This window comes from Natrarchaeobius halalkaliphilus, assembly GCF_003841485.1.
In the GTDB taxonomy this organism is placed as follows: Archaea; Halobacteriota; Halobacteria; order Halobacteriales; family Natrialbaceae; genus Natrarchaeobius; species Natrarchaeobius halalkaliphilus.
Genome location: NZ_REFY01000008.1, coordinates 24,039 through 37,580, shown reverse-complemented (window position 1 = coordinate 37,580; position 13,542 = coordinate 24,039). Strand labels below are relative to the sequence as shown.

General features: G+C 58.1%; 12 protein-coding genes and 1 tRNA gene. 6 read left to right on the top strand and 7 right to left on the bottom strand.

What is annotated here, in order from left to right; genetic code table 11:
- Positions 1–126 precede the first annotated feature (126 nt).
- The gene (locus tag EA462_RS16780) at positions 127–1,002 is read left to right on the top strand and encodes a hypothetical protein (RefSeq protein WP_124179735.1); all 876 of its coding nucleotides are present in this window, start codon (positions 127–129) and stop codon (positions 1,000–1,002) included.
- Positions 1,003–1,188: 186 nt separating this feature from the next.
- Here the strand turns inward: EA462_RS16780 and EA462_RS16775 are convergent, their stop codons facing one another.
- From EA462_RS16775 to EA462_RS16765, 3 genes are all read right to left on the bottom strand, one after another.
- Positions 1,189–2,103 (bottom strand): hypothetical protein, encoded by a 915-nt coding sequence (locus EA462_RS16775; RefSeq protein ID WP_124179734.1) that lies wholly within the window; start codon positions 2,101–2,103, stop codon positions 1,189–1,191.
- On the bottom strand, positions 2,100–3,206 hold the full coding sequence (locus tag EA462_RS16770; RefSeq protein ID WP_124179733.1) for a tetratricopeptide repeat protein: 1,107 nt from the start codon (positions 3,204–3,206) through the stop codon (positions 2,100–2,102). Before EA462_RS16770 ends, EA462_RS16775 begins: the two co-directional genes overlap by 4 nt.
- 193 nt (positions 3,207–3,399) lie before the next feature.
- Entirely contained in the window at positions 3,400–3,870 is a 471-nt protein-coding gene (locus EA462_RS16765) for an ArsR family transcriptional regulator (protein WP_124179732.1), read from the bottom strand.
- 114 nt (positions 3,871–3,984) lie between these two features.
- Between EA462_RS16765 and EA462_RS16760 the strand changes: the two genes are divergently transcribed.
- Together EA462_RS16760 and yqeC are read left to right on the top strand one after the other, a co-directional pair.
- Positions 3,985–4,764: a hypothetical protein gene (locus tag EA462_RS16760; protein ID WP_243641462.1), complete on the top strand. Its 780-nt coding sequence runs from the start codon at positions 3,985–3,987 to the stop codon at positions 4,762–4,764.
- A gap of 583 nt (positions 4,765–5,347) precedes the next feature.
- On the top strand, positions 5,348–6,109 hold the full coding sequence (yqeC, locus tag EA462_RS16755; protein WP_124179731.1) for a selenium cofactor biosynthesis protein YqeC: 762 nt from the start codon (positions 5,348–5,350) through the stop codon (positions 6,107–6,109).
- A gap of 7 nt (positions 6,110–6,116) precedes the next feature.
- Here the strand turns inward: yqeC and EA462_RS16750 are convergent, their stop codons facing one another.
- From EA462_RS16750 to EA462_RS16740, 3 genes are all read right to left on the bottom strand, one after another.
- A complete protein-coding gene (locus EA462_RS16750) occupies positions 6,117–7,304 on the bottom strand; it encodes an MFS transporter (RefSeq protein ID WP_124179730.1) in 1,188 nt (395 codons plus the stop codon).
- A gap of 206 nt (positions 7,305–7,510) precedes the next feature.
- On the bottom strand, positions 7,511–8,158 hold the full coding sequence (locus EA462_RS16745; protein ID WP_124179729.1) for a molybdenum cofactor guanylyltransferase: 648 nt from the start codon (positions 8,156–8,158) through the stop codon (positions 7,511–7,513).
- Positions 8,159–8,221: 63 nt separating this feature from the next.
- Positions 8,222–9,358 carry a DUF7115 domain-containing protein gene (locus EA462_RS16740; RefSeq protein WP_124179728.1) on the bottom strand — a complete coding sequence of 379 codons (1,137 nt, stop codon included), beginning with the start codon at positions 9,356–9,358 and terminating at the stop codon, positions 8,222–8,224.
- Between the two features lie 103 nt (positions 9,359–9,461).
- On the opposite strand from EA462_RS16740, the gene EA462_RS17430 reads away from it, so the two are divergent.
- Positions 9,462–9,612 (top strand) — tRNA-Met (locus EA462_RS17430).
- 404 nt (positions 9,613–10,016) lie between these two features.
- Here the strand turns inward: EA462_RS17430 and EA462_RS17425 are convergent.
- Positions 10,017–10,166: a hypothetical protein gene (locus EA462_RS17425; protein ID WP_165872119.1), complete on the bottom strand. Its 150-nt coding sequence runs from the start codon at positions 10,164–10,166 to the stop codon at positions 10,017–10,019.
- A gap of 334 nt (positions 10,167–10,500) precedes the next feature.
- Here EA462_RS17425 and nasA point away from each other — a divergent pair, with 334 nt between their 5' ends.
- Positions 10,501–12,618, top strand: coding sequence for an assimilatory nitrate reductase NasA (nasA, locus tag EA462_RS16735; RefSeq protein ID WP_124179727.1), 2,118 nt, complete (start codon positions 10,501–10,503; stop codon positions 12,616–12,618).
- The gene (gene mobA / locus EA462_RS16730) at positions 12,618–13,310 is read left to right on the top strand and encodes a molybdenum cofactor guanylyltransferase (RefSeq protein WP_124179726.1); all 693 of its coding nucleotides are present in this window, start codon (positions 12,618–12,620) and stop codon (positions 13,308–13,310) included. The genes nasA and mobA overlap by 1 nt, the downstream gene beginning before the upstream one ends.
- Positions 13,311–13,542 lie beyond the last annotated feature (232 nt).

Here is a 13,542-nt window from a genome sequence, read left to right as displayed (position 1 = left end):
TTACAATTTCAGGTGTTTCTATCGATCGATTAGTTAATGATATCCATCGGAGAGATCTTCTTCGGTCCACTCCCCGATCCCAACAATCACCTATACATATCGGGTATCTCTACTATGAAGTAGAAAATGGGTCATGTCTACTATCATCACCCAGGGGACAAGCAATTCTCACTGGATTATATTACCCAAACTCCCGAGGAGGTAGTCTCTCAAATCACCTCATACAGAGATGATGTGTCGGTAAAGGTGAGCGAATATGACCTCGACGAACACTTCTACGCGATATATACCTCCCGTGGAGGGGGGAAGCCGGTAAGTGAACTGGAGTTAGATGTCTCCGAGGCTCTCGAACAATTAGAAGCTGAGAACGGCCAAATCGTTGCGCGCCTGTTAGAAACCTATCGTGCTCTCATTCAGCGGAATGAAGAAGAGGAGGGGTCGCCAGTGATCGCCTACAAAGACCCCGACATTGAAGCATTAGGGGAGGTTCTCGATCGAGTTTCGTGGACTGGCTCTGCAACTGATGTCGCAGGTCGCCTGTCCTCAAACCTGATCCTGAAACATGCTCTCCCGAATGCCAATCATCGAGCTGCGGTTGCAGTTATCCAGGTCTATCTGCGATGTTACGATCCTGATTTCTCACTGCCAGAAACCAAAGGAGAGGCTGGTCCGAATGAATTCGATTGGCAGGATTGGGTAAATGCGTACATCAACGAATCCAAGCGAATCCTCACCGTTAGACGAAAGAATGTGATTTTCAAAATCCTTCGTCAATTTGGTGCAACCACTGTAGAACGAAAGCACAACGTCGAAATTGATCTTACGTCGTATACCCTCGATCTGTATCCCAGCGAAGCAAAAAAGCGATACGCCGAAGAGCACGAGCAACTGTGGATATCATTCGTCGAAGAGGTTGTTGAACGTGTTGAGCGCTCAGATCTAAAGGACACGCCCGCGCTGTCTAAGTCGGCATTTGCAGAGGAAATCAGAAACCTCGATTAAAAAGACTCGTCAGTCCTGAAGTGTGGCGACTGTTTCACCCGCTTCTTCCGCCTGCTTACTACGCTCCATATCGTACGTAGCAAGTGCTTCTTCAACTGCCTCATCAAGGCTCATTTCTACCAAAATATTGGTTTCGAAGGGATAAAAGCCCTTGGTTGAAGGGCCGTGTTTAATCCCTAGACGGCGTCAGATCAGGTCGCCAGAGTAAGGAAGATGAAGCGGAAGAGTGCGGCTTGTGCCAACGCAAATCTTCCGCTTCACTGAACGTGTGGTCTTCGCAGTCAACTGGTCTACTGTCGTCGGAACAGCGTCGGTATCCAGTTCCCAGGGAACCGTATTGAATACGATCGCGAGAGTCGTGTCTGTATTCTTGCCCGTATCGAGACGGTAGAGACGATCGCGAACGAGGTCCTGGCCGAGAGCGGTGTCGAACCTCGATGCCTCGAAGGTTTTCGCCGTTTGAACGATCCAGTCACTCTCGTCCGTCTCGATGATGGCATCGACCGTCCGAGTGACTATTTTTCCGACGGAACTGTTCACTCCATGCGCAGGCGAGTCGGGAAGTTGTGACGTCCCGATAACAGCATCTCGATGAACAGTGCCGTCAACGACGTCTGCTGCGAGGAACTGCTCAAGGACGGTTCGCTCGCGTTCGTCTTCATCCATGTACTTCTCCTCGATCACTTCCAACCCGTGAGTGGCGACCTGATCGAGAAATCCGAGTGTGGTGTCCGTAGCGTCGACGTCCGGCCCATGGCCGATTGAATCACCGCGATAGGTCGTCGCCCAGATGAGTCCGTCGTCGATGATGCCAACGTATCCATCGATGTCGACGTGTCGGCCACTGGCTTTGAACGCCTGTGACGGCGATTCGTCGATGTTCGAGCCGAGCGTCCGGTTGTAGTGGAAATCCCGGTCGTAGACGTCTTCCGGCGAGTTCTCGCGTATACTTCCCGGAAATACCTGGATCGACCCATACCGGTTGTTCACTCGCTCGATATCGACTGTGATGCCGTACTTGTCGGAGATCGTGTACAGGAGGTCGATGATCTGCTCGTGATCGTCGACGTTCGGTGCGTCTGCATAGTATCGAAGCTTCATGGCTCTTCAGCTCCCCTTTCGTTGGACGCCCTCGCGTCAGTCAGTCGTCGTTCGACTTCCTCGAGACGGTCGGCTACCATCGTCGCTCCTTCGAGAGGACCCTCGACGTCCAGCGCTGCTCGGTACAGTTCCGCAGTACGCTCCAGCTCATCGATCGATAGTTCGTTGGGATCATCGAGCCAGTAGTTATCCGCGAGTTTCTTGTACGCCCAGGAATCCTCGGGATACTCCTCGATGAGCGCCTCGAACTCGGCCCTGCTGGCAGCGGTTCTGTCCAGTTCCGCGAGCGAGTCGGCGACGAAGTGGCGAAAGTCAAGCAGGAACTCCTCGTCTGCGTCCGGAAACTTCTCACAGACCTGCCGACAGAACTCGAGTCGGTGCTCGTGATACGTGGGATCGTCCTCAGCGACGGTGGCAAGATCGTTGTCGAACGATCGAATGAACGCCTCGAGCGAGAGAAACGTCGGTAATGTTCGGTCTGCCTCTTCGATGGTCGTACTGTCGTCGGGTATAACGGCGAGGATGTCCTCCCAGGCAGTTAGCCACTGATCGCAGGCCTCAGCGCGGTTTCCCTTCTCTCGGAGATCGCGTCCCTCCTGCACGAAGTCGTAGATCCGTTCTTTATTCGGAGTTTCGGGTGCCCACCGCTCCCAGAGTTCCTGTGCCGCCATCCAGATGAAGTCCTGATCGTAGCCCGTGGCGTCAACCTCGTATTCGGCTTCCCACTGCTCAGAGAGTGTCGTCGCCGAATCGAGGTCTTCAACTCGGTTCCGAAACGTCGTCTCGTTCGTTTCAATGCCGTGCTCTGTGAGTTTCGCGACGATTTCATCCGTCGAGAGTGCTTCGACGTCGCTGAGTTCCCACCTATCAGCGGGGTAGATACCGTCTGATGTATCGACTGTTCGTTGCTCACGCTGAATGGATTGATCGGGACTCTGCTCTTCCTCGTTGTCACTCTCGTCCAAGCCGTGTTCATCGACGTATTGCTCAACTCGCTTTTGGTCAATCCGACTGAATTCGTCACGTTCGTGGACCTCGTAGAGATGCTCACGGAGCGCAGACTCTTCCTCAAAGGTTTGCTCGCAATAGCGACACTGGACCATTATTTGAGAGCTATGTATGCAGGTGGAAAAAGCAACAGGTGTCAACAAGACGTGCACTACGAACCGACGAGAAAGCACGTACCCAGGACATCATTTCACCGAAGCGCCTACCTTACCAAGGAATTGGATCACTTCCGTTCGAGTCGGTTGGTAAGGCGGAAGCGGCGGGACGGCCTCTACGACGGAGTTGGGCCTATTCTATCTCTTCGGGAACTGGTTCCTCGAATTGGAGCGCCTCTCGGACGGCATCAGGAAGCGATGGTCGTGGAGCCGTTTCGTGTCGGCGAACTTTCTCTGATTTGTTCGTCTCTTCGTAGACTGCCCGGGCGACCGGGACACCGCGAAGGAAGTTGTGTTCGTACAGTACGTCGACGCCACGTTCGGTTGGGCCCCAAAACCGAGACGGCAGATCACGTGTGGAGATGTTGGGCTCGTGGACGTAGACGTCCAAGAGACCGGCCTCTTGAAGCGTCTCGAGTTGATCAAGAACCGCTCCCTCATTTTTCTGGATCATGTAGGTAAGTTCGGCAAGCGACGCAAGATGGTGAGGATGGCCCAGCAGACACTGGACGATCAGATGACGAGTCTCCTGGGAGAGTAGCTCCCGCATTTCGCGTTGCTCGGCGAAAGGATCGTCGAAGACATCGTCCGCCGTATGGCTCATAGTGGACTGTAGCAGAGCTCTGCATTTAACGATTTGGGATAACTAAGTGAGTAGATGCCCCGAATGACTAAGTTAATCAGAAGACGTATCACTGTACTAGTTGTCGAACAAAATATGACGACTCCATCTGTACCGCCGAACGCAGGACAAATCATGGGTGCTGTCCGTCGCGCTCTGCGCAACGTTGATGTCACACCGACAGAAGCGATGGATATTCTCTCGTGGGCTCAGGATGAACTTCCAGCCATCTACGAACGGGATCAGACGGCATATCTCGTCTTAGGAAGTTATCGGTCGCCCTATATTCGCCGGGTGCGGTCGGTAAGTGACCGACTCAACCGCCGCTACGGGACCTATGCATTCCTGATCGGTGACCTGGACGATATCGACGTATCACGACTTCCCGAGTTTCGCGTCAAGTTTCATCTGACAGCGGCGCTCGCTGACTACATCACGACCGTTATCGAGCAGGATGCAGGCGGCGAGATTAACGAACTGGGCAAACTTTCGGAGACAGAATATTTCAGGAAGGCGTATGTTCTGCCGCGAGGTTACCGGTGGGACACAGAATCAAATCTTCGAGACAGGGAAGACGTCCTCGCTGCAGCGGCTCAAATCGAGACCGCAACTGGTGCTGACGAGGAGACGAAACAGTCCGAGCTATCGAAACTCGTCGATCGAGCCACTGCGGCTGGGATCGATGTGACTGTTGAGGGCCTCACAGAGTGGCTTGTCGATCACGATTTAGCGGTTCCCTCCTACAGTTGGGTCCAGTTAAACGATTTCAGACTGTTCGAGTTACAGGATCGGTGTTGCCCATGGCTAACCGAAGATGAGTTGGTGGAACGAACAGACGAATTACCAGGTTCTCCGCGACCTCAGTGGGAAGAATAAACACTTTCGTAATTACGCAACCCAGCCACACGAGCCCAGTGAGTTGGAGAGGCATCGTTTCCGACATCAGCTACCAACGGCCAATCTCGTTCTCGTATCGCCGTTTTAACCCGCGACAAATGACTTCACAGAACGGCTTGCCGGCCGTGATGTATCGTCACTGTCCTAAGTTGGGCTCAATTGAGTGGTGTCAGACTGTTCGAGTTACAGGATCGGTGTTACCCGTGGCTACCGAAGACGAGCTGGTGGAACGGACGAGTTCTAAGATTCCCCGCGACCTCATACGGTTTGCTGTGACTTTTTACCGGAGCGACCGCGAGCCGTCCTGCGGTCGCTCCGGTAACGACTTACAGTAGACCGTATCGGTGGGGATGACGAGAGGATATCGATGACATGCTCCGCGGTAAACGGCGAATTTTTCCACACGCGGAGGCGTGTTGATCTGGGAAAGGGACCGACCGTTGGGTCGCGAGCGGGGTCGGATCGTTGGTTGGTCCAGATCGCTATAGACGAACATCGACGGATCTTCGGGTGGGTACCGTTCGACAGTAAACCATTAGCATGCGGAACCGGTATCGCACGCATGGACGTTCTCGAGGCACTGTGTGCGGAGTCTGGACTCGTCGCCGTCGTCGGTGCGGGCGGGAAGAAAACGACGCTCTACACGCTGGCCGAACGCGCCGCTCGAGAGGGACACCGGTCAGTCGTCACCGCGACGGTTCGCATCCCGATCTTCGATTCGGCAGTCGAGCGTGTCGCCATCACCGAAGAACCCCTCGAGACGCTCGAGCGTTCGGAACGCTGGCCGGTAGGTGTGGTTCCCGAACGCGAGCGAGAGGATCGGTACCTCGGCTACGATCCGTCGGTGATCGACGAACTCGCAGCGGCTGACACGGCCGGTCCGATTCTGGTCAAAGCCGACGGTGCGCGAACGCGAGATCTCAAAGCGCCCGACGAACACGAGCCACAGCTCCCACGGACCGTCGAGACGGTCGTCCCGATCGCAAGCGTTCAGGTCGTCGGAGCACCGCTTACGGCAGACCTGGTCCATCGCCCGGAACGGGTGGCGGCGATCACCGGCCGGGAACTCGGCGCACCGATCCGGGCGACGGACGTGGCTCGAGTGCTCGCGAGCGATCGCGGCGGACTGTCGGCCGTGCCCGAAGACGCGACGGTCGTCGCCTTGCTCAACAAAGTCGACGACTCCGATGACCGGGCTGTCGGAACCGAGATCGCCTCGGACTTACTCGATCGCACGGATCGCGTGAGCCACGTCGTCCTCGCGCGGATGATCGACGACGACCCGATCGTCGACGTCGTCCACGCAGGGAACGGAGTGTTGTAGCGCTCGCTTAGGATCCTCCCGTGCCGACCGCGACCGTCCAGAACCCGATGACGCTCATCGCGACCGTCAGGGCGATCGCCATCGTAAAATCACCGGTGTAGGCGACGGTGATCGTTCCGAGCGGTGGCATCGCTAGCGCGGCAATCCCTCCGGCGAGGTTGAAAACGCCGACGATAGCGGTGTCCTTCTCGGGCGAGTAGATACTCATGAGAAGCGGAATGTACAGGGTTGCGGTACCGCCCAGACCGAGTCCGATCAGGAAAACTGCGATCACCAGCGTCGGAACGGCGGAGACGAACAACAGGAGGAGGCCGGCAGTGATACTGACGAGCGACGCGAGGAACGCTTTCCGGGAGCCGACGACGTCACCGAGATAGCCGCCACCGATCCGCGAGATGATACTGACTCCGCCGATCAGACCGAACGCCGTCGACGCACCGGCCTCCGTCAATCCACGGGCGACGAACAGGTCGACCGCGTATGCGGCCAGCAACTGATACCAGGTGAAAGAGAGGGCAATCCCGACGAACAGGAATTGAAACGTTCGCATCCGCGCGAGTCGAGCGATCCACTCGAGGAGTTCGTCGGCGGTCGCGGTCGATTGCTCGACCCAGGTCGGTCGTCGACAGACGAAACCGGTGAGGGCGAACGCAAGTGCGCTCACCGAGATAATGATAAAAAAGCCTCGACGGACGCCGACTTCAGCCAGAGCGAACTGCCAGACGGGAGGGAGCACGAATAGTCCGAGGCCGTTGCCAACGAAGATGAGTCCGGTGGCAGCGCCGCTACGGGTATCGAACCAGCGCGGGACGACCGATGCGACGAGAACGAAAACGGTCCCGAGGGAGAGACCGAGGACGGCGAACACGACAGTCAGCCCGATGATCGACTCCGTGAGATAGATCGCCGGTGCGAGAACACCGGTCGTGATCGCACAGACGAGCAACACCGCTCGAGCCGGAAACCGTACGCCGAACACGCCGACGAGACCGGAGCCGATGAAAAACGTAAAGAGCATGATCGCGAATACCCCGGAGAGAGCGACCGGGGAGATGCCGAACGCGTCGCTGAACGGCTCGCGAAAAATGCCGTACGAGACCGGCGTTCCGAACGTGAAGATCATCGCAATCGCACCGGTAATCGCTACTATCCAGCTGCGTCGGCTGTCTGGACGTTCCGAACCGTCGGTTGGCACTTCGGAAGCTGGATTGGCTACGACCGAAAACGTTCTGATTTATTGGCGGTGAGGATGCAGAGGAGAATCCCGCCCAGAACGCTTCCTGCGATGCCGACGAGGATTTTGTCGTAGTAGTTCATCCCCGACGGTCACCAGTCACTCCGCTAGAAGCACGGCAACGACGAAGAGTCCCTGTCAGAGGGAGAGAACTCCGTTTCCCGAGATCACTCAGACGAAGAGTTCCCGTCCAGACGATCAGCGACGCCCTCGAGTTCAGCACGCGTGTTGACGTTCTCGAACGTCTCGAGTGACGCTTGTTCGCGAACCTCCGTCTCCTCGACGACGACGTACTCCAGGTCGGCCAGTGCCGTGACGATCCGTCCGTCGCCGTCCTCGAGAGCGCGTTCGCAACCAGCAGCCATCGGCTCGCACCGGTAGACGGCCTGGGTGGTCTGGAACCACTGATCCTCGAGTTGCGGGACTGCGCCATCGCATCCGCGTGCCCGCTCGAACAGGTAGTCGACGAACGCTGGATCGACGAGTGGCATGTCACAGGCGACTACGACGGCGTACGTCGCCGTCGTCTCACGAAGGCCGACTAGAATCCCGGCCATCGGACCCCGATCCGGCACCGGATCGACGGCGAACGTAACGCCTGGCCCATCTCGAAGTGTCTCCCGGATCGAGGCCACTTGCTCACCTCGGCAGTTGACGACGAGTTCGTCGACCATCGGGTCGAGACGCTCGAGAACGCGACGGATCATCGGGATTCCGGCGAGCTCCGCCACGGCTTTGTCCGTGTCGTCAAAACGGGTCGACTGTCCACCCGCGAGGACGATTCCAGCTCGTTCGGTGCTCGTGTGGTGGTCCATGCGTCGGTGACGGGAGATCGGTTCGAACGGAATCCGGATCGGCGACGCCGATCGGACGGGTCGCTAGCGGCCCTGTCGAAGTTCGACGATCAGTTGTTCGATCGTTTCCTGTTGTTGCTCGAGGAGATCGTTCTGACGAGCGAGTGACTCCTCGAGCGTTTCGATGCGCTCGAGGAGGTCCGATCGAGAAACGTCGCCGGTCGTAGAACGCACTTTTTTCCGGTCGGCGTCCCGCGTTTCGATCGAATCGTCCGGGTTTTCGAAGACGTCACCGGTTTCGACCGTCGCGACTCGCTGGCCCTCACTCGAGTCGGACGCCGACTCGTTCGGATCCGAGGGTACTGTTGCTGCGGAGGCGCTCGAACTGGACTGCCCTCGCGTTCGCTCATCGTCGTCCGGACGGTCCGGTTGTGCGTCGATCGAATCGGGAACGGCGGCCTCGCGTCCGTCCGCTTCTTCGACTGTGTCGCCTTCGCCGTCTTCCGAAGAAGAGGTGTCGAGCGGATCGATTCCGCCACCGAAATCCATTCCAGAATCGGTCGGCGCGTCATCATCCCCGTCGTCACCGACTTCCTCGTTGAGTTGCTCGAGTGACTTGACGTCGTGATAATCGAAGAGGGCACGTTTGAGACGTTCGCGAAGATCGTTCGCCTCTTCGTTGGGTGCCTTGATTCGCTGTGGACGACCCCCGACTTCGAGTACGATCTGGGTCGCGACACTCCCGTCCTCGAAAGACAGGTTCGTCACGTCTCCGAAGTGATACTCCTCGTAGTCGTCGTCCCAGACTGCACCACCGATGTGTTTGACGAGCCGATCGCTGGTGATGATCAACGTGAGTTCACTGAAGCGGTAGGTCTGGACGACGGTTTCGCCCGGATCGGTGATCTCGTTTCCGTTTAAGACGCCGGCCAGCACCGGATGAAGCACGGCGTCGGTCTTGCTCGAGGGGACGGTGAATTCGTAGGAACCGTCGAGTGGATACTCGAGAGAAAACTTCGTTTTCCGCCGTCCTTCGGAGAGAGTGAGGCGGTCGGCGTCGTGGGGATACTCATCGACCGATTCGTCGCTCAAGAGCCCTTCGGCACGGTAGACGATCGTCCGTGTTGGTGTGATGAAGAGTTCGTCGTCGCCGCCGAGAGAGACTCGCGCTGCGATATCCTCGTCAGTGAGAGTAGACTGGACGATGCCGGGAACGCTCATATCGCGGTAGTTCGTAAGCGTATATCATAAATCCGTGGGTCCCCGTTGCACAGCGCCAGCGAATGAGAAGCTTAATGAAACGCTCCGCTCTACGGGAGAACGAGCCCGGGTGGCTTAGCTGGACATAGCGCCGCACTCATAGGGTTCAGAGATTCGGTGCGGTTTCGCCTTGGAAGCCTCCGTGTCCCTCGAGGACTGCCGAGCCTCGAACCTGGGACATGCGGAGATCGAGGGTTCGGAGCCCTCCCCGGGCATACATAAAAAGGGTTACAACGCCCTCTTGCGTTCCAAATACTTAAAGAGACGTCTGTAGCCACAATCTGGTTAGAGAAGAATGTCCTGACGCTCAATACCGCGCAACTGAAAGCAAACACGGACGATTCCCGGTAGTGTCGATCCAAGCACAACCGATGAGCAAATTTGCCCCCACGTTACCGGTACTCCACGGGTCGTAGTGGCTGACGGCGGTACTCTCAGCTTCGCTGAGGACGGGCCTGACGAATGCGACTGTGCGCCGAGATTTGATGATCGTCTATGCTTCCGCGAACGGATTCCGTGAACCAAACACCGAGAAACAACTTGGATCCATTCCAGATACGGTGAATTTATTGGTGGATCACTCGATAGTGTAGATTCAGTACTTCGCAAAGCCGCTCAGTTAGAACGTCTGCTTGCTGTGAACGTGCCCAGCAAACACCAGCAAGTAGACAGTGAAATCCACGAAGACCAGCTCCTTGACTTTCTCGTTAACGGATACTCGTCGATGTGCTCCTGGCGGATCGAACTCGAGATCTGTCTCGTCGGTCATACTCCCTACTGAGTGTGTCAGAGCTCGTGTCCAGTGTTTGTCCGACTCAGCCGGTTGAACAAGGTTTGTTATGGTCGTCTGGATATTGACGGTCGATCGATCAACTGCCGTCTCGACCACACAATATGTCCTTATATAATCAGTATCCGTTCCCAGATTGGTCGAGATGTGCGTTTGACACCAGATAGCTTCGTGTTTTTAAACGGACAGGGTTTTAGTATCGTAGATTGTTATCCTTTCTCGTGAATATGTGCTCGTATACTCCCGATTTTGGTCCAAAAACGTCCATATGCATATCTGACTGCGCTGGACAGTACTCGAGCAGGTGGTCCTCGTGAGCGAATTTATCCAGACGACCTGTCTTCGATGTGCGGTCGGCTGTGGTCACGTCCAGCGAGCCGTCGACAACGGCTACGGGCTGGATCTCGTCAGAGGAAACCCCGAACACCCGGTCAACAACGGCCTTGCCTGCCAGCGTGGCGTTCGCGAGACCGCAGACCCCGACGGCGAGTGGCTTACCCGCCCGCTCGTTCGGCGCGACGGCGAACTCGTCGCGACCACACTGGACAACGCGCTCGAGGAAGCCGCGGATGGACTCGCCGAGGCACTCGAGGCGAGTTCCGACGCCGTTGCAGTGTTGGGAAGTGGCCAGCAGACGAACGAAGCAGCCTACGCACTCGGCAAACTCGCCCGCGGTGGCTTTGGAACTCGGTACTACGACGCGAATACGACGCTGTGTATGGCCAGTGCCGTCACGGCCTACTACGATGCCTTCGGAAGCGACGCGCCGCCACCGACCTACGGCGATATCCCGGATGCGGAAACACACCTCATCTGGGGAGCGAACCCCGCCGTGGCCCATCCGGTCATGTTCAGTTGGATCCGACAGAGTGTGGCCGACAACGACTCCGAACTGCTCGTCATCGACCCGGTCCACAGCGAGACCGCAGAAGTAGCAGATTACCACGTCCCGGTCGAACCCGGTGGGGACCTCGCACTCGCGCGAGCGATTCTCGCCCGAATCGTCGAGACCGACCGCGTCGACGAAACGTTCGTCGCCGAACAGACCGAGGGCTTCGAGGAGTTACTCGAGACGCTTCCGAGCGGCGAGGCGGCCACCGACGACGCGGGCGTCTCGCTCGCAGCTGTCGACAAACTCGCGCGTGCGTTCGAGACACGGACGCTCGTTTACTGGGGAATGGGCGTCAATCAGAGCGCCCAGGGGACCGCAACTGCAGGCGCCCTGATCGACCTCTGTCTCGCGACGGGCAACCTGAAGCCGGGTTCCGGACCGTTCTCACTGACGGGACAGGCAAACTCGATGGGGACACGCGTCTGTTCCTCGAAGGGAAGTTGGCCCGGTCACCGGTCGTTCGACGATCCGATTCATCGCGGTATCGTCGCCGACACCTGGGGCGTCTCTCCTTCGAGACTACCCGACGACACTGGCCCTGGACCCGTCGGGATCGTCGAGGCTATCGATACCGACATCGACGCGATCTACGCCGTGGCGACGAACCCCGCCGCCGGCTTACCCGACGCTGGCGCTGCCCGCAACCGCCTCGAGGAGAGTTTCCTCGTCGTCCAGGACGCCTTCCACAGCGAGACCGTCGAACTCGCTGACGTCGTCTTGCCGGCGGCGACCTGGGGCGAATCCGAAGGAACCGTCATGAACATGGAACGGACGATCTCACGCGTGCGTGCTGCGACCGACACACCGTCCGGCATTAAGACGGACCTCGAGTTGATCGGCGAGGTCGCGACCCGCGTGGTTCCGGGGCTGTTCGACGAGCCACCGGAACCCAAAGCAGTGTTCAAGGAGTTCGTCAACCTCACCGAGGGAACGGTCGCCGACTGTTCTGGAATCGGCTACGAGCGTCTCGAGGCCGAACACGCAGTTCGGTGGCCTGCCCCGTCACCGACGACGGCGGGCGGCTACCGGTACTATACGGACGAGGCCGACGAAGACACGGTGAACGAGAACTGGGAGTTCCCGACGCCCACGGGACGGGCACGCTTCTCGAGCGCTGTCGCCGACTCGGTTCCAGAGCCCCCCAGTGAGGCCTACCCGCTGACGCTGACGACCGCTCGAGGAGCAGACGCCTACAACACCGGCGTCCGAACCCGCGAGGACGAACCGCCGATCGCTCGCATCAATCCGGCAACGGCTTCTGCGATGGCAACCGAGATCGACGGGCACGAGGGTGACAGCGACGGCGAGTCCACAGTCCGAGTGACGTCCAGACGGGCGAGTATCGACGCCCGTGTCGAAGAGGACGATGCCATCCCGGACAGCGTCGTCTGGCTCCCGATTCACCACCCCGCAGTGAACGACCTCACACTTCCCACGGTCGATCCCCGGTCGAACGAGCCCAATTTCAAGCAGTGTGCCATTCGACTCGAGGCCCCCCGTAACTCCGAGGAAATCGCCTCCGCAGAGGGCAGCGCTTGATGGCAGTCCACTCGAGAGAACGTCCCTCAGAGACCGATCGTACGACCTCGAATGAGCCATCGTCGACGACCAGTGGCGTTATCGTCGCCGGTGGTTTTTCGGAGCGATTCGGCGATCAGGAGAAAGCCCTCGTACCGGTCGATGGCAAACCGATGCTCGCTCGCGTTGGGAACGCCGTCGCACCGGCCGTCGACGAACTCGTAATCAACTGCCGAGCGGAGCAGCGGCCTGCGTTCGAACGGGCACTCGAGCAGTCTGGCCCAGCACTAGCACTCGAAGTCCGATTCGCGCTCGATCGATCGGACGAACGCGACCAGGGTCCGGTTGCGGGACTTCGACGCGGGCTCGAGGCGGTTTCGGGAACGACTGCAGTCGCCGTTCCCTGTGATTTGGCGCTGCTCGAGGCGGAGTTCGTCGCTCAACTCGTTGGGGAGTACGACCGTGTGACAGACACTGACGCCGTCGTTCCGTACGCGGATGACTACAGCCAGCTGCTGTGTGCGGTCTACGACGTCGCTGCGACACAGATCGCATGCGAACGGGTACTCGAGACCGAGCGGCGACGGTTGTTCGACGTCCTCGATCATCTCGCAGTGACGACCATCGACGATGTCGAATCGTGGACTGATCCACGCCGATTGCGGGCGATCGACACGCCGGACGCGCTTGCTGCGTGTCGGGACGAGTATTGATCGTCGACGCCGTCGGCATAGAGCTACCACGCTTTGCGAATGTAACAGGATTTTGTACCTTTTCTACGGGTGCCCTTCCCGGGTATTTTTCGAAGCGGTCACGAAAATATAGTGCGCTAACTTCAAGGTACGACTTCACGAATTCGGACTGATGACTGGATGGATCTACATCAGGTCTCGGTGGCTCCGAATCCCGTTCATACTGGCCGGATTTCTCGTTTTTCTCGCGGCC

What these genes read in the sequence shown, in the direction of transcription:
- yqeC (WP_124179731.1), top strand. Translation starts at nt 5,348, where the DNA reads ATGGACGTTCTCGAGGCACTGTGTGCGGAGTCTGGACTCGTCGCCGTC.
- mobA (WP_124179726.1), top strand. Translation starts at nt 12,618, where the DNA reads ATGGCAGTCCACTCGAGAGAACGTCCCTCAGAGACCGATCGTACGACC.
- EA462_RS17425 (WP_165872119.1), bottom strand. Translation starts at nt 10,166, where the DNA reads ATGACCGACGAGACAGATCTCGAGTTCGATCCGCCAGGAGCACATCGA.
- EA462_RS16745 (WP_124179729.1), bottom strand. Translation starts at nt 8,158, where the DNA reads ATGGACCACCACACGAGCACCGAACGAGCTGGAATCGTCCTCGCGGGT.
- EA462_RS16770 (WP_124179733.1), bottom strand. Translation starts at nt 3,206, where the DNA reads ATGGTCCAGTGTCGCTATTGCGAGCAAACCTTTGAGGAAGAGTCTGCG.
- EA462_RS16740 (WP_124179728.1), bottom strand. Translation starts at nt 9,358, where the DNA reads ATGAGCGTTCCCGGCATCGTCCAGTCTACTCTCACTGACGAGGATATC.
- EA462_RS16760 (WP_243641462.1), top strand. Translation starts at nt 3,985, where the DNA reads ATGACGACTCCATCTGTACCGCCGAACGCAGGACAAATCATGGGTGCT.
- EA462_RS16765 (WP_124179732.1), bottom strand. Translation starts at nt 3,870, where the DNA reads ATGAGCCATACGGCGGACGATGTCTTCGACGATCCTTTCGCCGAGCAA.
- EA462_RS16775 (WP_124179734.1), bottom strand. Translation starts at nt 2,103, where the DNA reads ATGAAGCTTCGATACTATGCAGACGCACCGAACGTCGACGATCACGAG.
- EA462_RS16780 (WP_124179735.1), top strand. Translation starts at nt 127, where the DNA reads ATGGGTCATGTCTACTATCATCACCCAGGGGACAAGCAATTCTCACTG.